Below are 24,151 nucleotides of genomic sequence, written 5' to 3'. Positions count from 1 at the left end.
TCCTATGTCGCTCAGCATCCTGCAACTGGTCGGATCCCATGGCGGCTGGCGGCTGATCGACAACGGCACGCCCTCGTTCTGGTTCCTCGAACGCGAGCAGGCCATGCAGATAGCCCGCGTCATCGCCGACTCGCGCGCCGGCCTGCGCTTCATCCCGACCCGGATCGAGGCCGAGAACGACGCCGGCGAACTCGAACTGGTCGCCTCCTTCCCCTGATCGTCGGATGCGCGGAAAACGGAAAGGCCGGGAGCGATCCCGGCCTTTTCGTTTGCGGCTGATTGGTGGAGGTGGGCGGAGTCGAACCGCCGTCCGAAGGCACTCCATCTCCGGCACTACATGCTTAGCTCACCGTTGAGTCTCGTCCCGGGGCAGCACGGTGTGCGAAGCGCGCCCAAGGACCAGCCTGCTTTGTGTTGATCGAAGGCTGACAGGCAACCACCTCCGACGATCCTGTGATGATGACCCTACATCCACGAGCACAGGCACAAGTGGGTTCGGGGCTAGGCCTTAAGCGGCCAGAGCGTAGTTGTCGTCGTTGGCAACTATGAGTTTTGCCGCTGGATTAACGAGGAAAGCTGCCCCCTCGGCATGCGCCAGTCGATTTCGCGACCCCCGTCGAAACCAGGACACCCCCGGAAACTTCGGGCGAAGCATCTCGCCAGACGCAGCCAGTGTAGGGACGCTCCCACCCCGCCACAAGGCGCGGGCGCGACCGGACCGGGCGACCGTTCATGCATCCCTCGCCCCGGCCTCGCCCTGCGTTCACGCCGCCTGCGCTGCAATCGGGCCTTCCCCGAGCCCAAGGAGCGCGCCATGCCCCGCTGCGACGTCTGCGGAAACGACTACGACAAGGCCTTCCAGCTGATCCAGGCCGACGGCACCCGCGGCACCTACGATTCGTTCGAATGCGCGATCCATGCCGTGGCCCCGACCTGCGAGCACTGCGGCTGCCGGATCGTCGGCCACGGCGCCGAGCACGATGGCCGCTTCTTCTGCTGCGCGCATTGCGCCACGCATGCCGGGGTCGAGGGCATCGAGGACCGCGTGTGAGCGACAGGCGGGACCGTCAACGGCCGCCATCGCCGCCCGGCTCCGCCTTGCGCACCGCCCGCCGTTCCAGCACCCGCAACACGGTCAGCACGGCCAGGGTCAGCAAGGTGATGACCAACGCCAACAGGTAGTAGCGGAAGCCCACCGTGATCCCGATTGCGGCCACGGTCAGCAGCGAGGCGGCCGTGGTGATGCCCTGCACGCCCTCGCCGCGGCGGCTGGCGAAGATGGTGCCGGCGCCGATGAATGCCACGCCGGCCACCACCGCCTCGACCAGGCGCAGCGGATCGATCTGCAGGCCGATGCCGCTGTAGTGGCTGTCCTCCAGCACCATCCGGCTCAGCCCCAGCAGCAGCGCCGCGGTGCCGGCCACCAGCATGTGCGTGCGGAAGCCGGCCGGCCGGTCCTTCAGTTCGCGTTCGAAGCCGATGGCGCCGCCCAGCGCCATCGCGTAGAGCACGGCGGGCAATATCCGCAACTCTTCGATCCAGTCCATGGCCGCAACATGGGCGAAGCCCCGCGCAGGCGCCGTGAAAGGGGCCGCCAGCGCGGGCCCTTCAGCGCGCAGGCGACCCAAGCCCGGTCGACGCGAGGCCCGCCACGCCGCCTCCCGGGTCGGCACCTGCCCCACCGAGCGCCTTGTAGACCGCCACCGCCGCGATGTTCACCGCCGCCTCGGCGTCGGCCAGCGCATCGTCGGCGGCAAGCTGGGTGCGCTGCGCATCGAGCAGGGTCAGGAAGTCGGCCGCGCCCTCGCGGTAGCCGATCCGGGCCAGCTGCTCGGCGCGGCGCGCGGCCGCTGCCTGCTCGACCACGATGCGCAGGCGCTCCTGGCGGCGGGCATAGTCCAGCAGCGAGTTCTCGGCATCCTCGAGCGCGGCCAGCACCGCCTTCTCGTAGGCGACCGCCACGCCGTCGGCGTTGGCCTCGGTGGCGCGCAGGCGCGCGCGCACGCTGCCCAGGTCGAACGCGGCCCAGCTGATCGACGGCGCCAGCGACCAGGCCTCGTTGGCGCCGGCGACCAGGCCGCCGAAATCACCGGACACGAAGCCGGCGAAGCCGCGGATGCTGATCCGCGGGAACAGGTCGGCGGTGGCCACGCCGACCCGCGCGGTGGCCGCGGCCAGGCGGCGTTCGGCCAGGCGCACGTCCGGCCGCTGGCGCAGCAGTTCGCGGGTGTCGCCCAGCGGCAGCGCGCGTGCATAGGCCGGCGTTTCGCGCGGCGCCAGCTGCGCGTCGAGCGCGCCGGGCCGCAGGCCCAGCAGCACCGCGAGCCGATGACGGGCGCGCGCTTCCGCGGTTTCCAGCAGCGGGATGTCGGCCTCGATCGCTTTGATCCGCGTGCGGCTGCTCTGCACGTCCAGTTCGCTGCCGGCACCCAGTTCGCGCCGCACTTCGGTCAGGCGCTGGGTCTCGTGCAGGTTGTCCAGGGTCCGGGCGGCGACCGCGATCCGCTTCTGCGCGCCGCGCAGCAGGAAGTAGTTGCGTGCCACCTCGGCGGCAACGCTCACCTGTGCGTCCTCCAGGCCCGCCCGCTCGGCTTCGAGGTCGGCGCGGGCGGCTTCCGCGCCGCGCCGCAGCCGGCCGAACAGGTCCAGCTCCCAGGCCGCGTCGAAGCCGAGGCTGTAGTCCTCGGTGGTGACGCGCGCGCCGCCGGCGTCGGCCGACGGCTGCCGGGTGCGGACCTGGTCGGCACCGGCGCTCACGTGCGGCCACGGTTCCAGCCGCCGCTCCACGAACACCGCCCGCGCCGCCTGCACCCGGGTCACCGCGATGCGCAGGTCCGGGTTGGCCACCAGCGCATCGCCGACCAGCCGATCGAGCACCGGGTCGTCGAACTGCCGCCACCATCCGGCCACCGGCGAATCGGCCGCGAACACGCCGGGCGCCGTGGCGTTGCGCAGCTCTACCGGCGCCGGTGCCGCGGCCCGGTAGTCGGGGCCGACCGCGCAGGCGGACAGCAGCGCGGCGGACAGCGCGAGCACGAGCGGACGCGTCACCATGGCAGCACCTGGTCGAAATGGAAGAAGCCACCCTGCGGACCGTCCTCGCCAGTCAGCGCCAGGCTGACGCTGGTGCGCGCGCCGTCGGCAACGACGATCTCGCCTTCGCCGGCGTTCATGTCGGTCTTCACATAGCCCGGATGCAGGGTGTTGACCTTGATCCGGCTGTCGCGCAGTTCCCAGGCCAGCTGCACGGTCCAGGCGTTCACCGCGCTCTTGGAGACGTTGTAGGCCGGCAGCTTGAAGTCGTAGATCGGCGAGGACGGATCGCTGTGCAAGGTCAGCGATCCGAGCAGGCTCGACACGTTGACGATGCGCCCGGCCGGCGAGCGGTGCAGCAGCGGCAGGAAGGCCTGGGTGACCGCGATCAGTCCGAACAGGTTGGTGTCGAAGGTCCGGCGCCAGGTGTCCAGCGACTGCGCCGAGACTGGCTTGCCGATCTCGTCGAGCAGGACGCCGGCGTTGTTGACCAGGATATCGAGCCGGCCGTGGCGACGCTCGACCTCCTGCACGGCCGCCGCGATCGCGGCCTCGTCGGTGACGTCCAGGGCGATGGCCTCGACCGGCAGGCCCAGGGCCTGCAGTTCCAGCGCGGCTGCGACGGCCCGGTCGCGGTTGCGGCCGGCCAGCAGCACGTGGACGCCGGCCTCGGCCAGCTGGCGCACGGTCTCGCGGCCGATGCCGCGGGTGGCGCCGGTGACCAGCGCGATCTTCTGGGATGCATTCATGATGGGAATCCTTGGGGGGAATGGATCGGTGTCAGGCGTGGATGGGGGCGGTCTCCGCCGCCGGCGCATGCGACACCAGCGGCCGGTTGGCCAGCTTGCGCAGGGCCACGTAGAACACCGGGGTCAGGAACAGGCCGAACACGGTCACGCCGAGCATCCCGGCGAACACGGTGATGCCGGTGATCGAGCGCACTTCGGCGCCGGCACCGCTGGACAACACCAGTGGCACGGTGCCGGCGATGAAGGCCACCGAGGTCATCACGATAGGGCGCAGGCGCAGCCGGCAGGCTTCCAGCGCGGCCTCCACTATTCCCTTGCCCTGCAGCTCCAGCTCGCGGGCGAATTCGACGATCAGGATCGCGTTCTTGCACGCCAGGCCCATCAGCACCACCAGGCCGACCTGCACGAACACGTTGTTGTCGCCACCCGCCAGCCAGACGCCCAGCAGCGCGGACAGCATCGTCATCGGCACGATCAGGATCACCGCCAGCGGCAGCGTCCAGCTCTCGTACAGCGCGGCCAGCACCAGGAAGGCCAGCAGCACCGCCAGCGGGAACACCACCAGCGCCGCCCTGCCCTGGGTGGCCTGCTGGTAGCTCAGGTCGCTCCAGTCGATGCCCATCCCGGGCGGCAGCACCTGCTGCGCCAGTTCGGTGACCTTGGCCATCGCCTGGCCGGAGGACAGCACCCGCGGGTCGGCCTCGCCGAGCAGGTCGGCGGCCGGGTAGCCGTTGAAGCGGATCACCGGGTCCGGGCCGTAGGTCTGCCTGATGTCGACCATCGAGCCGATCGGCACCATCTCGCCGCTGGCATTGCGGGTGCGCAGGTTGGCGATGTCCTCGACGTCGTCGCGGAACGGGCCGTCGGCCTGGGCGATCACCTGCCAGGTGCGGCCGAACATGTTGAAGTCGTTGACGTAGGCCGAGCCCAGGTAGGTCTGCAGGGTGTCGAACAGCTCGGTCAGCGGCACCCCCTGGGCCTTGGCCTTGACCCGGTCGACCTCGGCGTCCAGCTGCGGCACGTTGGCCTGGTAGCTGGAGATCGGGTAGCCCAGCCCCGGCGTCTGCGCCGCCGCGCCCTGGAACGCCTGCACCGCGGCCTGCAGTTCGCCGTAGCCCAGGCGGGTGCGGTCCTCGACGAACAGCGACCAGCCCGAACCATTGCCCAGCCCCTGGATCGGCGGCGGCATGAAGGCGAAGGTGAAGCCCTCCTCGATCGCGGAGAAGCGCTGGTTGAGCTCGGCGGTGATCGCCTCGGCGCTGGCCTTGCGCTCGCCGAAGGGTGCGAGCGGGAAGAACACCACGCCGCTGTTGGGCGTGTTGGTGAACTGCAGCGGATTAAGGCCGGGGAACGCGACCTCGTGGGTCACGCCTTGCACTTCCATGGCCATCGCCGCCATCTTCTTCAGCACCGCGTCGGTGCGCTCGATCGAGGCGCCCTCTGGCATCTTCACCCCGGCGATGACGTACAGCTTGTCCTGCACCGGGATGAAGCCGGCCGGCACCGCCTGGAACATCACGCCGGCGCCGAGCAGCAGCAGCGCATAGACCGCGAACACCGCGCCGCGGCGGCCGAGGATCCGCGCCACCGCGCGCTCGTAGCGCTCGGAGCTGCGCTTGAAGAAGCGGTTGAACGGCCGGAACACCCAACCGAACAGGCGCTCGATGATCCGCGCCGGCCGGTCCTTCGGCGCGCCATGCGGCTGCAGCAGCTTGGCCGCCAGCGCCGGCGACAGGGTCAGCGAGTTGATCGCCGAGATCACCGTGGAAATGGCGATGGTCACCGCGAACTGCTGGTAGAACTGGCCGGTGACGCCGGACAGGAACGCCATCGGCACGAACACCGCGCACAGCACCAGGGCGATGGCGATGATCGGGCCGGAGACCTCCTTCATCGCCAGATGCGCGGCCTGCAGCGGCGTGGCGCCCTCCTCGATGTGGCGCTCGACGTTCTCCACCACCACGATGGCGTCGTCGACCACGATGCCGATCGCCAGGACCAGGCCGAACAGGGTCAGGGTGTTGATCGAATAGCCCAGCAGGTACAGCACCGCGAAGGTGCCGACGATCGAGACCGGCACCGCCAGCAGCGGGATGATCGAGGCGCGCCAGGTCTGCAGGAACAGCAGCACCACCAGCACCACCAGCAAGGTGGCCTCCAGCAGGGTGGTGATCACCGACTTGATCGAGTCGCGGACGAAGATCGTGGTGTCGTAGATCGACTGGATCTCCACGCCCGGCGGCAGGGTCGTGCGGATCTCGTCCATCTTGCCGACCACCGCGTCGCGGATCTCCAGCGCGTTGGCGCCCGGGGCCTGGAAGATGCCGATGGCGGCGGCGTTCTTGCCGTCCAGGCGCGCGCGCAGGGTGTAGTCGCCGGCGGCCAGCTCGATCCGGGCCACGTCGGCCAGGCGCACCACCTGCCCGTCGGCGCCGCTCTTGAGCACGATGTCGCCGAACTCCTCCACGCTCTCCAGCCGGCCCTTGGCGTTGATCGGCAGCAGGAAGTCGCTGCCGTTGGGCATCGGTTCGGCGCCGAGCTGGCCGGCCGAGACCTGCACGTTCTGCTCGCGCACCGCGCGCAGCACGTCGCCGGCGGTCAGGCCGCGCGCGGCGACCTTGTCCGGGTCCAGCCACAGGCGCATGGCGTAGTCGCCGCCACCGAACAGCTGCGCGTCGCCCACGCCGGGGATCCGCGCCAGCTCGTCCTTGACGTGCAGGCGCATGTAGTTGCGCAGGTACAGCGAGTCGTAGCGGCCGTCGCTGGAGGTCAGGTGCACGACCATCAGGAACACCGGCGACTGCTTCTGCGTGGTCACGCCCTGCCGGCGCACGTCCTCGGGCAGGCGTGCCAACGCCTGGGCCACCCGGTTCTGCACGCGCACGGCGGCCTCGTCCGCGTCGGTGCCAGGGCGGAAGGTCGCGGTCAGCTGCAGCACGCCGTCGGAACCGGCGACGGACTTGAGGTACATCATGTCCTCCACGCCGTTGATGGCCTCCTCCAGCGGCGTGGCCACGGTCTCGGCGATGACCTTGGGGTTGGCGCCCGGGTACACCGTGCGCACGACCACCGATGGCGGGACCACTTCAGGGTATTCGCCGATCGGCAGCAGCGGGATCGAGATCAGGCCGGCGGCGAAGATCACGATCGACAACACCGCGGCGAAGATCGGCCGGTCGATGAAGAAACGGGAGAAGTCCATGGGTGGATTTCCTGTGGAAGTCGGGAAAAAAGCCTGCCTGTCCCCTGCGCTCAGGCGCAGGGGACCAGGGTGGATCGGATCGCGGGCAGATCAGTGGGCGGCGACGGCGGGCGCGGCGCCCCCCGGCCTGGCGTCGGTGGCGAGCGGCCGCGCATCGACCGGCATGCCCGGGAAGAACACCTTCTGCACGCCGCTGACGATCACCCGGTCGCCGGCGGCCAGGCCTTGCTCCACGATGCGCAGCTCGCCGGCCATGCGGCCGACCTGCACGTCTCGGCGCTGCGCCTTGCCGTCCGGATCGACCACGTAGACGTACTTGCGGTCCTGGTCGGTGAGCACCGCCTTGTCGTCCACCAGCGCGGCATCGAACTCGCCGCTGCCGAGCACGCGTACGCGGGCATAGAGGCCGGGGGTGAAACGACGGTCGGCGTTGTCGAGCAGCGCGCGGGCGCGGATGGTGCCGGTGCCGCGGTCGATCTGGTTGTCGAGGAAGTCCACCGTCCCGGCGTGCGGGAAGCCGGTTTCGTCGGCCAGCGCGACCCGCACCGGCACCTGGCCGTCGCGCTCGCTCGGGCGTTGCCCGGTGCGCGCCATCTCGGCGTAGCGCAGGAAACTGCGTTCGTCCGCGTCGAAATGCACATGCACCTTCTCCAGCGAGACCACGGTGGTCAGCACGCTGGCCGCATCGCCGGCGCCGACCAGGTTGCCGGCGGTGACCAGAGCCCGCCCGGCGCGGCCGTCGATCGGCGCGCGCACCTGGGTCCATTCCACCGCCAGACGCGCCGCTTCCACCGCGGCCTGCGCCCCGGCGACATCGGCCCGCGCCTGTTCGGCCGCAGCGCGGCGCTGTTCCCAGGTCTCGGCCGAGATCACCTGCTGCTCGCTCAGGCGGCGCGCGCGCTCGGCCTCGCTGCGGCCCAGTTCGGCCCGCGTCCGCGCCCGCGAGAGCTCGGCCTGCGCCCGCGCCAGCTCGGCGCGGTAGCTGCGCGCGTCGATGGTGAACAGCACGTCGCCCTTCTTCACCTCCTGGCCTTCGCGGTAGTTCACCTGTTCGATGTAGCCGGACACGCGGGGACGCAGTTCGACGCTTTCGACCGCCTCGATGCGGCCGCTGTACTCGTCCCACTGGCGTACCGGCTTGACCTCGACCGCGGCGATGCCGACCTGCGGCGGCGGCGGCGCGCCTTCGCTGGCCTGGCCGCTGCAACCGGCCAGCACGGCCAGCGCGAGCACGCTGGCCACACCGAGGGCCAGTGGGCCGCGTGAGTGCATCGGGAATCCTCTGTTCGTTTTCATGGAAGCGTCTCCTGGGGGAGGAAGTGGGAAAGTGGAGTCAACCGATCGACGGAGTCAGGCAGCGGCCTGGCCATCGCCGGTCGCGGCGAGCACGCGCAAGGGGTTGGCCACGTCGCAGGCGAGCAGGCGCCGCGGTGGAGTCGCTTTCGGCGTCGAGTACGCGACCACGCAGCGGCCGGAGTCGCCCTCGCCAGCCAGCAGCGCCACGACGTTGCGGCCCACCGCCAGCGCGCTGGGCCAGCCGGCGCAGGCATGCGCCGCGTTCTCCGACGTCCACACCGGTGCGTCGACGGCCAGCAGCTGCAGGCGCACCCCGAGCGGCTGCGCCTCTTCGTGCAGCACCTTGGCCAGCATGCGCACGGCGGTCACGCTGATCGAGGCGTGGCCGTAGCCGGACCAGCCGCATTCGGCCTGCGGACCGCCGATCAGGACGTAGCGCGCCAGTTCATCGCGCCCGCCCAGCAGCGGCAGCAGGTGGCGGGCAGCGGCCAGGCGCGGCAGCAGGTCGCGATCCAGGCTGCGGCGCAGGGACGACGCCGGCCGGTCCAGCAGGCGCCCGCTGCGGTGGCTGCCGCCGATCGCGTCGACCACGGCGCGCAGCGGGCGCGGCCGCCGGGCGACCCGCGCAGCCAGCTGCTCGGCCGCACGCTCGGTGGCCACCGAACCGGACAGCACTTCCAGGGCGGGCTCGTCGGCATGCCGTGCAGCCAGCTGCTCCAGCCGCCGCGGGTCGCGGCCGACCGCCAGCACCGGGCTGCCGGCCTCGAGCAGGGCGGACACGATGCCCGCACCGACCCGGCCGCTGGCCCCGAGGACCAGCACTTCGGGGGCGAGCATCCCACTCATGGGATATTTTCTCCCGTACATGGGACAATCCCGTTCCGGCGCGCCCATGCGTCCGATCGTGGACTCGGGCCGGAACCGCCACCGCGCTGGTAACGGCGCGGCACCGTGAATTCGCGGAAATGCCCATGCGGCCTGCTTTCCCCCAGGCGCGGCACCGACAAACCATTGTCCTGGCTGGGGGTAACCCGGGGGAACAGGCGGGAGAGCAGGCCCTTGAACGGCATGGCGACGATCCTTCGATGGGGGAGTGGCCGCCAAGTTACGCCTCCAATCAGGACTTGATTAGTCCGGATTAAAGGGAATAATCATCCCGCAACAGGGCCAATCTCCTCCCCCTTGGAATTCCCCCATGGCACACGACCTCAACGACACCCTGGTCTTCGTCAAAGTCATCGAACAGGGCAGCTTCATCGCCGCGGCCAAATCGCTCGGGCTGCCCAAGACCACCGTCAGCCGCAAGGTGCAGGAGCTGGAGGCGCGCCTGGGCGCGCAGCTGTTGCACCGGACCACGCGCAGGCTCGGCCTGACCGAGGCCGGCAGCGTGTACTACGAACATTGCCAGCGCATCGCCCACGAACTGGCGGAGGCCGAGAGCGCGGTCGGCCAGCTGCAGGGCGGCCCGCGCGGCTGGCTGCGCTTCACCGTGCCCTACTCGGTCGGCATCGCCTGGATCTCGCCGCTGCTGGGCCAGTTCCATGCGCAATACCCGGAGATCCGCCTGGACATGCACATGAGCAACGATCCGGTGGACCTGATCGGCAGCGAGATCGACGTCGCCCTGCGCGCCGGCGCCCTGCCCGACTCGACCCTGGTGGCCCGTCGCCTGGCCGGCTTTCGCACCCAGGTGTTCGCCAGTCCGGATTACATCGAGCGCCACGGCGAGCCGCTGCACCCGGACGAGCTGCAGCACCACCGCATCCTGGCCGTGCGCAAGCACTACCACGCCCATCCCTCGCGCATCACCTGGCCGCTGAGCGACGGCACGCGGACGACGGACTACCCGGTCAATCCGCTGATGGTGGCCAACGACCCGTCCGCGCTGATCGGTGCGCTGCTGGCCGGCGAGGGCCTGACCCTGGGCACCGACGTGGCGGCCAAGCCCTACGTCGAAGTAGGCGCGCTGCGCCGCGTGCTGGCCGGCTGGACCGGGCCGGAGGTCGACTTCAACGCGGTGTTCCCGCGTGGCCGGGTGGCGTCGCCGAAGGTGCGCGCGTTCGTGGATTTCCTGGTCGACCGGCTCAGTTCCAACGCCGACTACATGATGGTGCACTGCCCCTCGATGTGCGCCGGCAACGCAGCGGCGCCCTCCAGCGATGCGGACGCGCCGGCGGAGGACACCGTCGTGCGCGAGGGCAAGCGCATCCTTGAGCAGGTGGTGGGCTGAGCGATCCTGCATTCGGGCATTTCGAGTCCGATAGGCGTGTACCGAAACGGCAACGGCAACGGCAAGAGCGATCGGCGTGGTCGGCTCCGGGCTGAGCCGCGGCAGGCCGGGTGTGTTGCGGTCGTCTCGGCGGCACATCCATGTGCCGACTCGCCGACGCGGCCATCCCTGGCCGCTGCCGCAACACACCCGGCCTGCCACGTCTTCGGGGCGCTTTGGGGTCGTGGCTTCGTCATCGCCAACGGCCTGCCCGGCTCCATTCGTCGCCCGACGACCCACTCTTGTGTAGGAGCCGGGCTTGCCCGCGACGCGACACCGTCAGCACAGGCGACGCCTTCGTGATTCCGACGCCCGTGTCGCCGACTGAAGTCAGCTCCTACAGAAAGAGCAGCGACGGCGCGGCTGTTGTAGGAGCCGGGTTCAGCCGGCGACCCGACGCCGTCGGCACAGGCAGCGTCCTAAAGCTGTTCGACGCCCGTACGACGGGCTCCTGTCGCGAGAGCCAAGGGACCTTTCGGAGCCTGGTGCTTCTTATGCCAGCCAATGGAAGCCACGACCTGGAAGCCGCCCGAGGACGTCGTCCCCTCGGGGTATGGCGCAAGTGGCACAGGGATGTGCCACGGCCCCGGGTTGGAGGGCAGGATGCCCGACCGAGGGGTAAGCCATCCCCGATGGGACGGCGGCCCCCGGCCGAAGCGACGCTTTTGCTTCACAGGACGCCGGAGTCGCCGAGGAGCCAAAAGAAAGCGGGCCGCAACGCGGCCCGCTTCAGGCCCGGAAACCGGCCTAACCGGTCCCGTGGACGCCCGCAGACGGCGCTTACGACTGCACCGGCACCAGGGTGATCTCGACCCGGCGGTTGGCCGCGCGGCCGGCCTCGGTGTCGTTGCTGGCGATCGGGTAGCGCTTGCCGCCGCCGACGGTGATCAGGCGCTGCTGCTGCACGCCCTGCGCCTGCAGGTACTGCGCGACCGCGGCGGCACGCTGCTCGGACAGGCGCTGGTTGACCTCGTCGCTGCCGATGTTGTCGGTATGGCCGGCGACCTCGACCACGGTCTGGTGGTACTCGCGCAGCACGCCGGCCACGTCGTTGAGCACCGGGTAGAACTTCGGATCGAGGTTGGAACTGTTGAAGGCGAAGGTGACGTTGCCCGGCATGTTCAGGGTGATGTTGTCGCCCTTGCGGGCCACGTCCACGCCGGTGCCGCGCAACTTCTCGTTCAGCGCCGCCTGCTGGCGGTCCTGGTAGTTGCCGACCGCCGCGCCGGCGAGGCCGCCGATGCCGGCGCCGATCATGGCGTGCTGGCGGCGCTCGACCGCGCTGTCGCCGGTCAGCAGGCCGGCGGCGACGCCGAGCCCGGCGCCGATCAGCGCGCCGGTGCCGGTGCGGTTGGTCTGCGGCTGGCCGGTATAGGGATCGGTGGTCTGGCAGCCGGCGGCGAGTACCGCGACGAACGCGGCGGCGGTGGCAATGGCTAAGGTCTGCTTGCGGATCATGGACACGCTCCTGTGCATGGGGAAGGCACGGCCATCCGGCCGCTGGGGCCGAATGCTACGGCGTTCGCCGTGAGCAACAGGTGTCCGGAATGCAACCCTGTGACGGGCTCGTCGGTTTCCGTTCAGCGTCCACGCAAGGCGGCCGGCCGCCATGGACGCGCTACTCGAACACGCCCACCGCGTCGTGGCTGAGGTTGTCGAAGCGGGTGTACTCGCCGAAGAACTTCAGCTTCACCGAACCGGTCGGGCCGTTACGCTGCTTGCCAATGATGACCTCGGCCAGGCCCTTGTCCGGCGAATTCTCGCGGTTGTAGTAGTCGTCGCGGTAGATGAACACGATCACGTCCGCGTCCTGCTCGATGGCGCCCGACTCGCGCAGGTCGGCCATCACCGGACGCTTGTCGGTGCGAGTCTCCAGCGAGCGGTTGAGCTGCGACAGGGCGATCACCGGCACGTTCAGCTCCTTGGCCAGGGCCTTGAGCGAACGGCTGATCTCGGAGATCTCGGTGGCGCGGTTCTCGTTGTTGCCCGGCACCTGCATCAGCTGCAGGTAGTCGATCACGATCAGGCCCAGGCCGTGCTCGCGCTTGAGCCGGCGCGCCTTGGAGCGCAGCACGTCCGGCGACAGTGCCGGGGTGTCGTCGATGAAGATCTTGACGTCGCGCAGCATGCGGATCGCGCTGGTGACCCGGCTCCAGTCCTCGTCCTCGAGCTGGCCGGTGCGCAGGCGGGTGGCGTTGACCCGGCCCATCGAGGAGATCAGGCGCAATGCCAGCTGCGAGGCCGACATTTCCATCGAGAACACCGCCACCGGCTTCTTCGACTTGATCGCGCCGTACTCGGCCATGTTCAGCGCGAGCGTGGTCTTGCCCATCGCCGGGCGCGCGGCAAGGATAATCAGGTCGGTCGGCTGCAAGCCGGCGGTCATCTCGTCGAACTCGGTGTAGCCGGTCGGCAGGCCGGTGACGCCGCCGCCGCTGTTGTAGCGGGTCTGCAGGAGCTCGAAGGCCTCGGTCAGGGCGCGGTTGACCGGGGTGAAGTCCTGGCGTCCGCGCGAGCCGGCCTCGGCGATGGCGAATACATCCTGCTCGGCCTTGGCCAGCAGCGCGGCGCTGTCGCGCCCCTCCGGCTGGAAGCCGTCGTTGACGATCTCGGTGCCGACCTCGATCAGCTGCCGCAACACCGCCTTGTCGCGCACGATCTCGGCGTAGGCGCGGATGTTGGCCGCCGACGGCGTGGTGGTGGCCAGTTCGACCAGGTAGGCGCCGCCGCCGATCAGCTCGGAGTAGCCCTGCGAGTCGAACCACTCGCCCAGGGTCACCGCGTCGAACGGCCGGCTCTTCTCGGCCAGCTCGCGGATGGCGCGGTAGATCAGCTGGTGGTCGCGGCGGTAGAAGTCGTTCTCGACCAGCACGTCGCCGACGGCGTCGTAGGAGTCGGGGGCGAGCATCATCCCGCCCAGCACCGCCTGCTCGGCCTCGACCGAATGCGGCGGCACGCGGAGCTGTTCGATGCGGGCGTCGCTGCGGTCGTTGCGGAAGCCGGGACGTGCGGACATCGGGGCGCTGGACTCCAGGCTGCGTGCGGCGGGAAGGAAGAGGACCGGGTCGGGCATGGTAGTCGCCTCCGCTGCGGGGACGTTGCAGATAACCCTGTGCATAACCGGTGGGAATCTCACCGGGCGCGACGGGCCCCGCGGCAGCATGCGGTCTCCCGCAAAAAAGGAAGGGCGCCCTGCGGCGCCCTTCCCGGTGAAGCCTGGCCGGTGGCTCAGGCTTCCGGCTCGACCACCACCTTGACGGTGGTCTCGACGTCGGCGTGCAGGTGCACCAGCACGTCGAACTCGCCGATATGGCGGATCGGGCCTTCGCCCAGGATCACTTCGCTCTTCTCCAGCGGCAGGCCGGCAGCGGTGAAGGCCTCGGCGATGTCGCGCGGGCCGACCGAGCCGTACAGCTTGCCCTCGGTGGAGGCGTTGGCCTTCAGGGTGACGCTGGCACCTTCCAGCTGGGCCAGGCGGCCCTGGGCGCCGTCGAGCTGCGACTTGGCCTTGGCCTCGTACTCGGCGCGCTTGGCCTCGAACTCCGCCAGGTTGGCGGCGGTGGCCGGCACGGCCTTGCCCTGCGGGACCAGGAAGTTGCGGCCATAGCCCGGCTTCACGGTGACCTTGTCGCCGAGGTTGCCCAGGTTGGTGACCTTCTGCAGAAGGATCAATTGCATCGTAGTGCTCCGTTATCCGTTAGCGGCGCCATGGCAGGCGCCGCAACGATTGCTGTCCGAATAGGACGGTTCAATTAAACATCGTGGTTGTCGGTGTACGGGATCAGGGCCAGGAAACGGGCGCGCTTGATCGCGGTCGACAGCTGGCGCTGGTAACGCGACTTGGTGCCGGTCACGCGGCTCGGGACGATCTTGCCGTTCTCGGTCAGGTACTGGCGCAGGGTGTTGAGATCCTTGTAGTCGATCTCCTTGACACCCTCGGCGGTGAACTTGCAGAACTTGCGGCGGCGGAAGAACTTGGACATGGGTGTGCTCCTAGGGGGCGCGATCAGGCGGCTTCGGCGTTGTCGCCGTCGGTGTCGGCGGCGGCAACGGTGCCCTCGCCTTCCTCGTCACGGCGGCGGCGCTCGCCACGCTCGGGCTTGTCGCCCTTCTCGTCCTTGCTCTTCATGATCAGCGACTGCTCGGTCTCCGGGCCGTCGCGGCGGATGACCAGGTGGCGCAGGATCGCGTCGTTGAAGCGGAAGGTCTCGACCAGTTCGTCGATCGCGGCCTGGGTGGCCTCGATGTTGAACAGCACGTAGTGGGCCTTGACCAGGTTCTGGATCGGGTAGGCCAGCTGGCGGCGGCCCCAGTCTTCCAGGCGGTGGATGGTGCCGTTGCCGTTCTCGACCAGCGACTTGTAGCGCTCGATCATGGCCGGCACCTGCTCGCTCTGGTCCGGATGGACCAGGAACACGACTTCGTAGTGACGCATTGTGTCTTCCTCGTGGATGCGGCCCTCGCGGGCCTGGCAGCCCCCCGTCGACCGGAACGGAAGCGGTGGGGCAAGGTGTCCCGGTGCCTGGCGGGCGCAGGGAGCCGGAAATTATGCCGGGTCAGGCACTTGGGCGCAAATCCGCGGGTCCGGGATCGGGGGCTGGCCAGGTGGCGGGCCGGATCACGATCCGGATGGCGACGCCCGCCGGACCGCCGGAGTTACCGCGCGGCCGAGGCGCTCCGGCCTGTATCCCGGCACCCGCCGGAATATAGGATTGGCTTCAATAATCCAATGCAACTTGCTGAAATTAATTGAATATTTCGCGTCAATTCGCCCTGCCTGCCTGCTGCCGCGCGGCGATCCAGGCACGGATATGCGCCTCCAGCGTCTCCAGCGGCACCGAGCCGGTGGCCAGCACCGCGTCGTTGAAGTCGCGCAGGTCGAACGCTTCGCCCAGCTCGCGCCGCGCTTCCTCGCGCAGGGCCGAGATCCGCAGCTGGCCGATCTTGTAGGCCAGGGCCTGGCCCGGCCAGGCGATGTAGCGGTCGATCTCGTTGACCACGTCCTGCTCGGTCTTGGGCGAGTTGTCCATGAAGAAGTCGATCGCCTGCTGCCGGGTCCAGCCCTTGGCATGCATGCCGGTGTCGACCACCAGGCGCACCGCCCGCCACATCTCGTAGGCCAGCTGGCCCATGCGGTCGTAGGGGTCGTCGTACAGGCCCATGTCGTAGCCCAGCTGCTCGGCGTACAGGCCCCAGCCCTCGCCGTAGGCGACGAAGTAGGCGGTGCGGCGGAACATCGGCAGGTCCGGCAGCTCGGCGCCGCGGGCGAACTGGAAGTGGTGGCCGGGCACCGCCTCGTGCAGCGACAGCGCCATCATCTCCCACTTCGGCCGCACCTCGGGCCGGTACAGGTTGACGTAGTAATAGCCGGCGCGGCTGCCGTCGACCGCGCCGGGCTGGTAGTAGGCGGTGGTGGTGTCCGGGGCGATGTTGTCCGGGATCGGCCGCACCCCGTACGGCAGGCGCGGAATGGTGCGGAACACCTTCACCAGCTCCGGGTCGATGCGCTTGGACATGGCCTGGTAGGCCTCCAGCAGCTCGGCCGGCTCCGCGTAGAAGAACTTCGGATCGGTGCGCAGGTACTGGAAGAAGGCCTGCAGGTCGCCCCGGAAGCCGACCTCCTCGCGGACCTTCTCCATCTCCGCCCGGATCCGCGCCACTTCCTGCAGGCCGATCGCATGGATCTGCCCGGCGGTCAGCCCGGTGGTCGTGTACCAGCCGGCGAGGAAGTCGTAATAGGCCTTGCCGTCCGGCAGCTCGGTGGCGGCGATGCTATCTCGCGCATGCGGCAGGTAGTCCTGCTCGAAGAAGCGGCCGAACTCGCGGTAGGCCGGCACCACCTTGCCGGCGATCGCCTCGCGTGCCTGCGCGCGCAGCACCGCCTGCTCGGCGGCCGGGATCGACTCGGGCATCTTCAGGAACGGCTTGTAGAACGGGCTTTCCGTCGGATCCTCGACCAGCTGGCCGCGGATCTGCGCCGGCACGCGCTGCATCAGCACCTTCGGCGGCACGCTGCCGGCCTCCACGCCGGCCTGCATCAGCGCGGCGGTCTGTTCCAGCAGGGCCGGCAGCGCGTTCAACCGCGCGATCCAGTTGCGGTAGTCCTGCGCGCCGGCGAACGGCAGCAGCTCGGCGATGCCGTCGGCGGTCTGCACCCCGCCCTGGTGGCCGATGGGTTGCAGGTACTCGCGGAAGCGCTGCCGCGTCACCGCCCGCTCCTGCAGCCAGGCGAAGGTGTCGTAATTGAGCTGGTCGGCCGGCGACAGCGCGGCGCGGTCGATCCGCTTCAGCGCGGCCAGCGCCTCGCGGTCGGCGGCCTCGCGCCGGGCGATGGCGTCCAGGCTCATGTCGCTCCAGCGATCGTCGTAGCGGCGGTCGCCCTGGTAGGCGGCGTTCTCCGGCGATTCGCGCAGGCCGCGCTCCCACTCCGCGTCGAACAGGCTGTGCAGCGCGGCGGCGGCCTGGCTGCGGGTTTCGGCCGCCGGCGCGGCGACCGCGGCCGGGAGATTCGGGAAGAAGCAGATGGCCAGGGCGGCGAACAGCACGGTGCGGCGCATGCGGGCTCCGGAGGATGGAAAGCGCCAAGCCTAGCGCGGCAGGCGGCTCCCCGGGGTCGTGGCTTCCCGGCTGGCGAAGAAGCGCCGCGCCAAGGATGGTGCCGGGTATCCTCCTGCAGGAGCCCATTCATGGGCGACACGGGTGTCGGAATCATGAGGAAGTCGCCTGTGCCGACGGCGTCGGGTCGCCGGCTGAACCCGGCTCCTACAACAGCCCCGACGCCGCCGCTCTTCTGTAGGAGCTGACTTCAGTCGGCGACACGGGCGTCGGAATCATGAGGGCGTCGCCTGTGCCGGCAGCGTCGCGTCGCGGGCAAGCCCGGCCTCCTACAAGAACAGGTCGTCGGGCGACGAACGGAGCCGGACAAGCCGTTGCCGATGACGAAGCCACGACCTGGAAGCGCCCGAAGACGTGGCAGGCCGGGTGTGTTGCGGCAGCGGCCATGGATGGCCGCGTCGGCGAGTCGGCACAGGGATGTGCCGCCGAGACGACCGCAACACACCCGGCCTGCCGCGGCCTAGCCCGAAGCCGATCACGCCTAACGCTCTGGCCGTTGCCGTTGCTGGCCGTTGCAGTGGCGATTCGGGCCGTTTCCAGGATCGGCGAAGAACCCGTCTTGCCCGGTTTGCCGTCGGCGGAAGGCGAATCCAGAGCCCAAAATCACTGGGTCCCGGCGTACGCCGGGACGACGGGAGTTTGGGGGCGGTGGCGACACCGGGACTGTCTCCGGCCGGCGCCGCTGACCCGGGGCTCAGCCGGGGCCGGTGGTGAAGCTCTCGCCGCAGCCGCACTCGGCTGCCGCGTTGGGGTTGTTGAAGACGAAGGTCTCGCTCAACCCCTGGCGGGCGAAGTCGATCTCGGTGCCGTCGACCAGCGGCAGGCTCTGCGCGTCGACGAAGATGCGGACCCCGTCCTGCTCGAACACTGCGTCGTCCTCGCGGCGGTCGCGGGCCAGGTCGGCGACGTGGCCCCAGCCCGAGCAGCCGGTGCGGGTGACGCCGAAACGCAGGCCCAGCGCGGCCGGATCGTGCTGCAGGAAGCGCTGCACGCGGTCCAGGGCGACGGGGGTCAGGGTTACGGCCATCGGGGAACCTCCAGGATTGCGCTGACGATTATAGGCGGAGCCGGCGTCCCGCCACCGTCGCGATCGGCGTTGGTCATGGGACGTTGTGGCGAGGCGGCGGCACCGCCGCCTCGCAACCGCGCGGCCGCAACCGCTACACTTCCGCCCTTCCCAGATGGGCTCCACGACACAAGGATTCAAGCCATGACGGTGGTCAGCGTCGAACATGCGCTCGCGGGCAGGATTCCCGCCGGCGGCGAGGTCACCGTCCGCGGCTGGGTCCGGACCCGGCGCGACTCCAAGGCCGGGCTGAGCTTCGTCAACGTCAGCGACGGCTCCTGCTTCGCCCCGATCCAGGTCGTGGCCCCGGCCGCCCTGCCGAACTACGAATCCGAGGTGAAGCACCTGACCGCCGGCTGCTCGGTCATCGCCACCGGCACCCTGGTGCCCTCGCAGGGCCAGGGCCAGGCGTTCGAGATCCAGGCCAGCGCGGTCGAAGTGACCGGCTGGGTCGAGGACCCGGAGACCTACCCGATCCAGCCCAAGGCGCACTCGCTGGAGTTCCTGCGCGAGGTCGCCCACCTGCGCCCGCGCACCAACCTGTTCGGCGCGGTCACCCGCATCCGCCACTGCCTGGCCCAGGCCGTGCACCGCTTCTTCCACGAGCGCGGCTTCTACTGGATCAGCACCCCGATCATCACCACCTCCGACGCCGAGGGCGCCGGGCAGATGTTCCGCGTCTCCACCCTGGACCTGGCCAACCTGCCGCGCGGCAAGGACGGCGCGGTCGACTTCTCGCGCGACTTCTTCGGCAAGGAGACCTTCCTGACCGTCTCCGGCCAGCTCAATGTCGAGGGCTACTGCCTGGCGCTGAGCAAGGTCTACACCTTCGGCCCGACCTTCCGCGCCGAGAACTCCAACACCACCCGGCACCTGGCCGAGTTCTGGATGATCGAGCCGGAGATCGCCTTCGCCGACCTGGCCGCCGACGCCGACCTGGCCGAGGATTTCCTCAAGTACCTGTTCCGCGCGGTGCTGGACGAGCGCGCCGACGACATGGCCTTCATCGCCGAACGCGTGCAGAAGGACGCGGTCACCCGGCTGGAGGCGTTCATCAACGCGCCGTTCGAGCGGATCGACTACAGCGACGCGATCGGGCTGCTGCAGAAGGCCGGGAAGAAGTTCGAGTTCCCGGTCGAATGGGGCCTGGACCTGCAGACCGAGCACGAGCGCTGGCTGACCGAGGAGCACGTCGGCCGCCCGGTGGTGGTGATGAACTACCCCGAGCACATCAAGGCCTTCTACATGCGCCTCAACGACGACGGCCGGACCGTCGCGGCGATGGACGTGCTGGCCCCGGGCATCGGCGAGATCATCGGCGGCAGCCAGCGCGAGGAGCGGCTGGACGTGCTCGACGCGCGCATGGCCCAGTTCGGGCTGGATCCGGAGCACTACGGCTGGTACCGCGACCTGCGCCGCTACGGCGGCGTGCCGCACGCCGGCTTCGGCCTGGGCTTCGAGCGGCTGGTGGTCTACGTGTGCGGGCTGTCCAACATCCGCGACGCGATCCCCTATCCGCGCGCGCCGGGCAATGCGGAATTCTAGGCCCATACCGTCGTCCAGGCGTACGCCGGGACAACGGTATGGACGGCTTGCAAATACGGAATCGACATGATCCTGTTCCTCGCCCTGTGCTTCATCGGCGTGGCCATCGCCGGGGCCAGCGCGTTCGTGATCTTCTGGCCGCTGACCCTGGTCCACGTGCGCGACCGCCACGCCGGTACCGCCGCCGACTTCGGCCCCGGCGCCTTCGCCAACCCGGCCGCGCTGCGCTGGCTGCTGGGCGGCGGCTACCGCGCCACCGGCGACCGCTCCCTGAGCGGCCTGGCCACCCCGGCGCGGATCGCGCTGCTCACCGTCATCGTCGCCCTGGTCCTGGCCGGCCTGCTCTGGCTCGCCGCGGAGGCACTGCCATGAACGACCCCTACACCACGCAGAGCTGGTGGATCGCCACCCTCGGCCACACCCTGCACTGGGCGCAGCTGCGCGAACGCGAGGCCGGCACCGCCGAGGTGCTGGACCACGACGGCAAACTGCACGCCTACGACAGCGAGGACACCGCCCGCTCGATGCTGCTGGACGCCGGCTACGTCGAGTTCGACGGCCTGGACGAGGAGGACGCGCTGGAGCGCGGCTTCTCGCTGGACGAAGTCGCCCCGCCGCGCGCGGGCAGCGACGCCGAACTGGTCGGACTGATGAGCGTGAGCCTGGGCCGGCAGGCCTGAGCGCGGTGTACACCCCGCGCGCCTTCGCCGAGGACGACCTGGCCGGGCTGGACTGGCTGCTGGCGCGCGATCCGTTCGCCACCCTGGTCACCTGCGGCGGCGACGGCCTGCCCGTGGCCACCCACTTGCCGGTCCTGTACGCGCGCGACGGCGGGCGCGTGGCCATCGAGGGCCACTGGGCGCGCCCCAACCCACAGGCCACGCACGCCGGCCCGGCGCTGCTGATCGTGCACGGTCCGCACCACTACGTTTCCCCGGACTGGTACGTCGACAAGGCCGAGGCGGCCCGGGTGCCGACCTGGAACTACGCCGCCGCGCACCTGTACGGCGCGCTGCAGCCGCTGCACGACGAGGCCGGCCTGGCCTCCATCGTCGCCCGCCTCGGCGAGCGCTTCGAGCCGGCGGTCGGCGGCCGCTGGCGCTACGACCACGACGACGAGCGCGAACGGCGGCAGCTGCGCGGCATCGTCGGCTTCCGCTTCGCGGCCGAACGGATCGAGCTGAAGTTCAAGCTCAACCAGAACCATCCGGCCGCGAACGTCGAGAGCGCCATCGCCGGCCTGCGCGCGCTGCCGGGCGAGGCCGCGGCCGAGGTGGCCGCGCTGATGCAGGACCGGCTCCGCCGCCGGCCGGCCTGAGCGCCGGCCAGGCCGGACGACAGACGCGCGACGCCGGGTCTGTGATAATGCCGCCATGGCCGACGAACTCAACGACCTGATCCGCCGCAACCATGCCTGGTCCGAGCGCGTGCGCGCCGAGGACCCGGAATTCTTCTCCCGCCTTTCGCAACAGCAGGCGCCGGAGTTCCTGTGGATCGGCTGCTCCGACTCGCGGGTGCCGGCCAACCAGATCATCGACATGGCCCCGGGCGAAGTGTTCGTCCACCGCAACGTGGCCAACGTGGTCGTGCACACCGACCTGAACTGCCTGTCGGTGGTCCAGTTCGCGGTGGACGTGCTCAAGGTCAAGCACATCCTGGTGGTCGGCCACTACGGCTGCGGCGGCGTCTACGCCGGCCTGACCCGGCTGCGCCTGGGCCTGGTCGACAACTGGATCCGCCACGTCACCGACGTGGCCGAGCGCCATGCCGAGTGCCTGCACCAGGCCGGCGGGCTGGAGCTGCAGCACGACCGCCTGTGCGAACTGAACGTACTCGAGCAGGTGGTCAACGTCTGCCAGACCACCATCGTCCGCGACGCCTGGGCACGCGGCCAGGAACTGACCGTGCACGGCTGGGTCTACAGCCTCAAGGACGGCCGCGTGCACCACCTGGGCATGGACATCGACTCGCTGGACTGCCTGGGCGAAAAGTACGACGCCGCCCTCGCCCGCATCCGCCAGGACCGCGAGAACCGCTGAGTCCGCATTCCACGCCGCAGGAACCCGCCATGCTGCCCGCCCCGCTCAACCTGCAGGCCTGGATCGAGGAGCACCGCCACCTGCTCAAGCCGCCGGTCGGCAACAAGTGCATCTACGACGGCGACTTCATCGTGATGGTGGTCGGCGGGCCGAACGCGCGCACCGACTTCCACTGGGACGAGGGCCCGGAGTGGTTCTACCAGCTCGAGGGCGAGATGGTGCTGCGCGTGCAGGAGCATCCGCACGGCGGCCCCGGCGCGGTGCGCGACATCCCGATCCGTGCCGGCGAGATCTTCCTGCTGCCGCCGCGGGTGCCGCATTCGCCGCAGCGACTGCCCGGCAGCGTCGGCCTGGTGGTCGAACGCCGCCGCCAGGCGCACGAGGACGACGGCCTGCTGTGGTACTGCGAGCGCTGCAACCACAAGCTGTACGAGGAGTTCTTCCACCTGCGAGACATCGAGCAGGACTTCCCGCCGGTGTTCGACCGCTTCTACGGGTCGGAGGAGCGCCGCACCTGCAAGCACTGCGGCCACCTCAACCCGCGTCCTGCCCGTTACGACCCGCAACCCGATTCGCTCGCCGACATCACCTGACGCGGCCACGCCCTCCGCCGCGCCCTCCCTCTTGCCACCGGACTCCATGAGTCACTCCAATACCAACGCCCGTACCCACGCCCTGGCCCTGGACGCCGCCGATCCGCTGCGTCCGTTCCGCAACGAATTCCTGATCCCCAAGCACGGCGATCGCGAGCAGACCTACTTCGTCGGCAACTCGCTGGGCCTGCAGCCACGCGGCGCGCGCGCGCACGTGCTCGAAGTGCTGGACAAGTGGGCCAGCGAAGCGGTCGAGGGCCATTTCAGCGGCATCACCGGCTGGATGAACTACCACGGCCTGGTGCGCGAGCCGCTGGCGCGGCTGGTCGGCGCGCAGCCGCAGGAAGTGGTGGCGATGAACACGCTCACCGTGAACCTGCACCTGATGCTGGCCAGCTTCTACCGGCCCACGGCGCAGCGCCCGGCGATCCTGATCGAGGCCGGTGCGTTCCCTTCCGACCGGCATGCGGTCGAATCCCAGATCCGCCTGCACGGCTTCGACCCGGCCACCGACCTGGTCGAGGTGGAACCGGACGAACCGAACGGCACGATCTCGCTGGCGGCGATCGAGCGCGCCATCGCCACCCACGGCCCGCGCCTGGCGCTGGTGCTGTGGCCGGGGGTGCAGTACCGCAGCGGCCAGGCCTTCGACCTGGCCGAGGTCGCGCGGCTGGCGCACGCGCAGGGCGCGGTCGCCGGCTTCGACCTGGCCCATGCGGTCGGCAACCTGCCGCTGAAGCTGCACGATTCCGGCGCCGACTTCGCGGTGTGGTGCCACTACAAGTACGTCAACGCCGGCCCGGGCGCGGTCGCCGGCTGCTTCGTGCACGAGCGCCACGGCCATGCGGGCCTGCCGCGGATGGCCGGCTGGTGGGGCCACGACCCGGCCACCCGCTTCCGCATGGCCCCCCAATTCGTCCCGGCCGCCGGGGCCGAGGGCTGGCAGCTGTCCAACCCGCCGGTGCTGGCGCTGGCGCCGCTGCGCGCCTCGCTGGAGCAGTTCGACCGTGCCGGCGGCATGCCGGTGCTGCGCGCCAAGTCGGAGAAGCTGACCGGTTTCCTCGACTCGCTGATCCGCCAGCGCCTGGCCGGCGCGCTGGAGATCGTCACACCCGCCGAACCGGAGCGCCGCGGCGCCCAGCTCTCGCTGCGCGTGGCCGGCGGCAGGGAGCGCGGGCGCGAACTGTTCGACTACCTGCGCGACACCGGCATCCTCGGCGACTGGCGCGAGCCGGATGTGATCCGGATATCGCCGGCGCCGCTGTACAACCGCTACGCCGACGTGCTGCGCTTCGTCGAGGAAGTGGAGCATTGGCGGGGGGTGTGAGCAACATCGTCATCCCACCCATATCCCGTCATCCCCGCGTAGGCGGGGATCCAGTGACTTTCGCTCTCTCGGGTCTTGCTTATGGACAAGCAGCCTGCCACGTACATCCTGGCGAACCAACGCAATGGCACCCTCTACATCGGCGTTACCAGCGATCTCGTCGGACGCATATGGCAACATCGGGAGCACTTCGTTCCGGGATTCACCGATCGGCATGACGTGGTCCATCTGGTCTGGTACGAAATCCACGAAACCATGGAATCGGCCATCCTTCGGGAAAAGCGGCTGAAGAAATGGAACCGTGAGTGGAAAATTAGGTTGATTGAGGAATTGAACCCCTACTGGAACGATCTGTGGCCGACAATCTGCGGACAAGGCCAAGTCACTGGGTTCCCGCCTACGCGGGAATGACGGGCT

The 24,151-nt window shown here is 69.8% G+C and carries 24 protein-coding genes and 1 other RNA gene; 11 read left to right on the top strand and 14 right to left on the bottom strand.

Going from position 1 to position 24,151, the window contains the following annotated elements; translation table 11 throughout:
• The first annotated feature begins 4 nt into the window (after positions 1 to 4).
• Entirely contained in the window at positions 5 to 217 is a 213-nt protein-coding gene (locus WQ53_RS15035) for a hypothetical protein (protein WP_052633514.1), read from the top strand.
• Between the two features lie 63 nt (positions 218 to 280).
• On the opposite strand, the gene ssrA is transcribed toward WQ53_RS15035, so the two are convergent.
• Positions 281 to 635: a transfer-messenger RNA gene (ssrA, locus tag WQ53_RS16475) on the bottom strand.
• A gap of 179 nt (positions 636 to 814) precedes the next feature.
• Between ssrA and WQ53_RS15030 the strand changes: the two genes are divergently transcribed.
• A complete protein-coding gene (locus tag WQ53_RS15030) occupies positions 815 to 1,051 on the top strand; it encodes a hypothetical protein (protein ID WP_052633513.1) in 237 nt (78 codons plus the stop codon).
• Positions 1,052 to 1,067: 16 nt separating this feature from the next.
• Here the strand turns inward: WQ53_RS15030 and WQ53_RS15025 are convergent, their stop codons facing one another.
• The 6 genes from WQ53_RS15025 to WQ53_RS15000 form a co-directional block, all read right to left on the bottom strand.
• Positions 1,068 to 1,547, bottom strand: a complete 480-nt coding sequence (locus WQ53_RS15025) for an MgtC/SapB family protein (protein ID WP_052633512.1) — start codon at positions 1,545 to 1,547, stop codon at positions 1,068 to 1,070.
• A 61-nt stretch (positions 1,548 to 1,608) separates the two neighbouring features.
• Positions 1,609 to 3,054, bottom strand: a complete 1,446-nt coding sequence (locus WQ53_RS15020) for an efflux transporter outer membrane subunit (RefSeq protein WP_052633511.1) — start codon at positions 3,052 to 3,054, stop codon at positions 1,609 to 1,611.
• On the bottom strand, positions 3,048 to 3,782 hold the full coding sequence (locus tag WQ53_RS15015) for an SDR family oxidoreductase (RefSeq protein WP_052633510.1): 735 nt from the start codon (positions 3,780 to 3,782) through the stop codon (positions 3,048 to 3,050). The genes WQ53_RS15020 and WQ53_RS15015 overlap by 7 nt, the downstream gene beginning before the upstream one ends.
• Positions 3,783 to 3,813: 31 nt before the next feature.
• A complete protein-coding gene (locus WQ53_RS15010; RefSeq protein WP_052633509.1) occupies positions 3,814 to 6,984 on the bottom strand; it encodes an efflux RND transporter permease subunit in 3,171 nt (1,056 codons plus the stop codon).
• Positions 6,985 to 7,074: 90 nt separating this feature from the next.
• On the bottom strand, positions 7,075 to 8,256 hold the full coding sequence (locus WQ53_RS15005; protein WP_173427220.1) for an efflux RND transporter periplasmic adaptor subunit: 1,182 nt from the start codon (positions 8,254 to 8,256) through the stop codon (positions 7,075 to 7,077).
• 78 nt (positions 8,257 to 8,334) lie between these two features.
• Positions 8,335 to 9,126 (bottom strand): SDR family NAD(P)-dependent oxidoreductase, encoded by a 792-nt coding sequence (locus WQ53_RS15000; RefSeq protein WP_052633507.1) that lies wholly within the window; start codon positions 9,124 to 9,126, stop codon positions 8,335 to 8,337.
• Between the two features lie 349 nt (positions 9,127 to 9,475).
• On the opposite strand from WQ53_RS15000, the gene WQ53_RS14995 reads away from it, so the two are divergent.
• Positions 9,476 to 10,510, top strand: coding sequence for a LysR family transcriptional regulator (locus tag WQ53_RS14995; protein WP_052633506.1), 1,035 nt, complete (start codon positions 9,476 to 9,478; stop codon positions 10,508 to 10,510).
• A gap of 819 nt (positions 10,511 to 11,329) precedes the next feature.
• Here WQ53_RS14995 and WQ53_RS14990 read toward each other — a convergent pair.
• The 7 genes from WQ53_RS14990 to WQ53_RS14960 all read right to left on the bottom strand — a co-directional run bounded on the left by WQ53_RS14990 (position 11,330) and on the right by WQ53_RS14960 (position 18,191).
• On the bottom strand, positions 11,330 to 12,007 hold the full coding sequence (locus WQ53_RS14990; RefSeq protein WP_082113068.1) for an OmpA family protein: 678 nt from the start codon (positions 12,005 to 12,007) through the stop codon (positions 11,330 to 11,332).
• Positions 12,008 to 12,167: 160 nt separating this feature from the next.
• The gene (locus WQ53_RS14985; RefSeq protein WP_052633504.1) at positions 12,168 to 13,565 is read right to left on the bottom strand and encodes a replicative DNA helicase; all 1,398 of its coding nucleotides are present in this window, start codon (positions 13,563 to 13,565) and stop codon (positions 12,168 to 12,170) included.
• Positions 13,566 to 13,777: 212 nt separating this feature from the next.
• Complete coding sequence (gene rplI / locus WQ53_RS14980; RefSeq protein WP_052633503.1) at positions 13,778 to 14,227, bottom strand: 50S ribosomal protein L9; 450 nt, start codon at positions 14,225 to 14,227, stop codon at positions 13,778 to 13,780.
• A 74-nt stretch (positions 14,228 to 14,301) separates the two neighbouring features.
• On the bottom strand, positions 14,302 to 14,532 hold the full coding sequence (rpsR, locus tag WQ53_RS14975; RefSeq protein ID WP_052633502.1) for a 30S ribosomal protein S18: 231 nt from the start codon (positions 14,530 to 14,532) through the stop codon (positions 14,302 to 14,304).
• A gap of 23 nt (positions 14,533 to 14,555) precedes the next feature.
• Positions 14,556 to 14,984 (bottom strand): 30S ribosomal protein S6, encoded by a 429-nt coding sequence (rpsF, locus tag WQ53_RS14970; RefSeq protein WP_052633501.1) that lies wholly within the window; start codon positions 14,982 to 14,984, stop codon positions 14,556 to 14,558.
• Positions 14,985 to 15,312: 328 nt separating this feature from the next.
• On the bottom strand, positions 15,313 to 17,106 hold the full coding sequence (locus tag WQ53_RS14965) for a DUF885 domain-containing protein (RefSeq protein WP_052633500.1): 1,794 nt from the start codon (positions 17,104 to 17,106) through the stop codon (positions 15,313 to 15,315).
• A 752-nt stretch (positions 17,107 to 17,858) separates the two neighbouring features.
• The gene (locus WQ53_RS14960; protein WP_052633499.1) at positions 17,859 to 18,191 is read right to left on the bottom strand and encodes a HesB/IscA family protein; all 333 of its coding nucleotides are present in this window, start codon (positions 18,189 to 18,191) and stop codon (positions 17,859 to 17,861) included.
• 183 nt (positions 18,192 to 18,374) lie between these two features.
• Here WQ53_RS14960 and asnS point away from each other — a divergent pair, with 183 nt between their 5' ends.
• The 8 genes from asnS to WQ53_RS14920 all read left to right on the top strand — a co-directional run bounded on the left by asnS (position 18,375) and on the right by WQ53_RS14920 (position 24,145).
• Complete coding sequence (asnS, locus tag WQ53_RS14955) at positions 18,375 to 19,775, top strand: asparagine--tRNA ligase (RefSeq protein ID WP_052633498.1); 1,401 nt, start codon at positions 18,375 to 18,377, stop codon at positions 19,773 to 19,775.
• Between the two features lie 66 nt (positions 19,776 to 19,841).
• Positions 19,842 to 20,147 (top strand): hypothetical protein, encoded by a 306-nt coding sequence (locus WQ53_RS14950; RefSeq protein ID WP_052633497.1) that lies wholly within the window; start codon positions 19,842 to 19,844, stop codon positions 20,145 to 20,147.
• On the top strand, positions 20,144 to 20,455 hold the full coding sequence (locus WQ53_RS14945; protein WP_052633496.1) for a hypothetical protein: 312 nt from the start codon (positions 20,144 to 20,146) through the stop codon (positions 20,453 to 20,455). Before WQ53_RS14950 ends, WQ53_RS14945 begins: the two co-directional genes overlap by 4 nt.
• Positions 20,456 to 20,460: 5 nt before the next feature.
• Positions 20,461 to 21,093 carry an FMN-binding negative transcriptional regulator gene (locus tag WQ53_RS14940; protein WP_052633495.1) on the top strand — a complete coding sequence of 211 codons (633 nt, stop codon included), beginning with the start codon at positions 20,461 to 20,463 and terminating at the stop codon, positions 21,091 to 21,093.
• 55 nt (positions 21,094 to 21,148) lie between these two features.
• Positions 21,149 to 21,814, top strand: coding sequence for a carbonate dehydratase (can, locus tag WQ53_RS14935; RefSeq protein WP_052633494.1), 666 nt, complete (start codon positions 21,149 to 21,151; stop codon positions 21,812 to 21,814).
• A gap of 29 nt (positions 21,815 to 21,843) precedes the next feature.
• On the top strand, positions 21,844 to 22,407 hold the full coding sequence (locus tag WQ53_RS14930; RefSeq protein ID WP_052633493.1) for a 3-hydroxyanthranilate 3,4-dioxygenase: 564 nt from the start codon (positions 21,844 to 21,846) through the stop codon (positions 22,405 to 22,407).
• 46 nt (positions 22,408 to 22,453) lie between these two features.
• Positions 22,454 to 23,734: a kynureninase gene (gene kynU / locus WQ53_RS14925; RefSeq protein WP_052633492.1), complete on the top strand. Its 1,281-nt coding sequence runs from the start codon at positions 22,454 to 22,456 to the stop codon at positions 23,732 to 23,734.
• 81 nt (positions 23,735 to 23,815) lie between these two features.
• Positions 23,816 to 24,145 (top strand): GIY-YIG nuclease family protein, encoded by a 330-nt coding sequence (locus WQ53_RS14920; protein WP_052633491.1) that lies wholly within the window; start codon positions 23,816 to 23,818, stop codon positions 24,143 to 24,145.
• The last annotated feature ends 6 nt before the right edge of the window (positions 24,146 to 24,151 follow it).

The sequence above is a fragment of the Pseudoxanthomonas suwonensis genome, assembly GCF_000972865.1.
GTDB lineage: Bacteria > Pseudomonadota > Gammaproteobacteria > Xanthomonadales > Xanthomonadaceae > Pseudoxanthomonas > Pseudoxanthomonas suwonensis_B.
Note: the sequence above shows the minus strand (reverse complement) of the source record. Positions and strands in the feature narration are given on the sequence as shown.

Coding starts and splice junctions, on each gene's coding strand:
- asnS (WP_052633498.1), top strand. CDS start 18,375: ATGACGGTGGTCAGCGTCGAACATGCGCTCGCGGGCAGGATTCCCGCC.
- WQ53_RS14990 (WP_082113068.1), bottom strand. CDS start 12,007: ATGATCCGCAAGCAGACCTTAGCCATTGCCACCGCCGCCGCGTTCGTC.
- WQ53_RS15015 (WP_052633510.1), bottom strand. CDS start 3,782: ATGAATGCATCCCAGAAGATCGCGCTGGTCACCGGCGCCACCCGCGGC.
- WQ53_RS14950 (WP_052633497.1), top strand. CDS start 19,842: ATGATCCTGTTCCTCGCCCTGTGCTTCATCGGCGTGGCCATCGCCGGG.
- WQ53_RS15025 (WP_052633512.1), bottom strand. CDS start 1,547: ATGGACTGGATCGAAGAGTTGCGGATATTGCCCGCCGTGCTCTACGCG.
- kynU (WP_052633492.1), top strand. CDS start 22,454: ATGAGTCACTCCAATACCAACGCCCGTACCCACGCCCTGGCCCTGGAC.
- WQ53_RS14985 (WP_052633504.1), bottom strand. CDS start 13,565: ATGTCCGCACGTCCCGGCTTCCGCAACGACCGCAGCGACGCCCGCATC.
- WQ53_RS14995 (WP_052633506.1), top strand. CDS start 9,476: ATGGCACACGACCTCAACGACACCCTGGTCTTCGTCAAAGTCATCGAA.
- WQ53_RS15005 (WP_173427220.1), bottom strand. CDS start 8,256: ATGCACTCACGCGGCCCACTGGCCCTCGGTGTGGCCAGCGTGCTCGCG.
- rpsR (WP_052633502.1), bottom strand. CDS start 14,532: ATGTCCAAGTTCTTCCGCCGCCGCAAGTTCTGCAAGTTCACCGCCGAG.
- WQ53_RS14960 (WP_052633499.1), bottom strand. CDS start 18,191: ATGGCCGTAACCCTGACCCCCGTCGCCCTGGACCGCGTGCAGCGCTTC.
- WQ53_RS15010 (WP_052633509.1), bottom strand. CDS start 6,984: ATGGACTTCTCCCGTTTCTTCATCGACCGGCCGATCTTCGCCGCGGTG.
- rpsF (WP_052633501.1), bottom strand. CDS start 14,984: ATGCGTCACTACGAAGTCGTGTTCCTGGTCCATCCGGACCAGAGCGAG.
- can (WP_052633494.1), top strand. CDS start 21,149: ATGGCCGACGAACTCAACGACCTGATCCGCCGCAACCATGCCTGGTCC.
- WQ53_RS15035 (WP_052633514.1), top strand. CDS start 5: ATGTCGCTCAGCATCCTGCAACTGGTCGGATCCCATGGCGGCTGGCGG.
- WQ53_RS15030 (WP_052633513.1), top strand. CDS start 815: ATGCCCCGCTGCGACGTCTGCGGAAACGACTACGACAAGGCCTTCCAG.
- WQ53_RS14930 (WP_052633493.1), top strand. CDS start 21,844: ATGCTGCCCGCCCCGCTCAACCTGCAGGCCTGGATCGAGGAGCACCGC.
- WQ53_RS15000 (WP_052633507.1), bottom strand. CDS start 9,126: ATGAGTGGGATGCTCGCCCCCGAAGTGCTGGTCCTCGGGGCCAGCGGC.
- rplI (WP_052633503.1), bottom strand. CDS start 14,227: ATGCAATTGATCCTTCTGCAGAAGGTCACCAACCTGGGCAACCTCGGC.
- WQ53_RS14965 (WP_052633500.1), bottom strand. CDS start 17,106: ATGCGCCGCACCGTGCTGTTCGCCGCCCTGGCCATCTGCTTCTTCCCG.
- WQ53_RS14945 (WP_052633496.1), top strand. CDS start 20,144: ATGAACGACCCCTACACCACGCAGAGCTGGTGGATCGCCACCCTCGGC.
- WQ53_RS14920 (WP_052633491.1), top strand. CDS start 23,816: ATGGACAAGCAGCCTGCCACGTACATCCTGGCGAACCAACGCAATGGC.
- WQ53_RS15020 (WP_052633511.1), bottom strand. CDS start 3,054: ATGGTGACGCGTCCGCTCGTGCTCGCGCTGTCCGCCGCGCTGCTGTCC.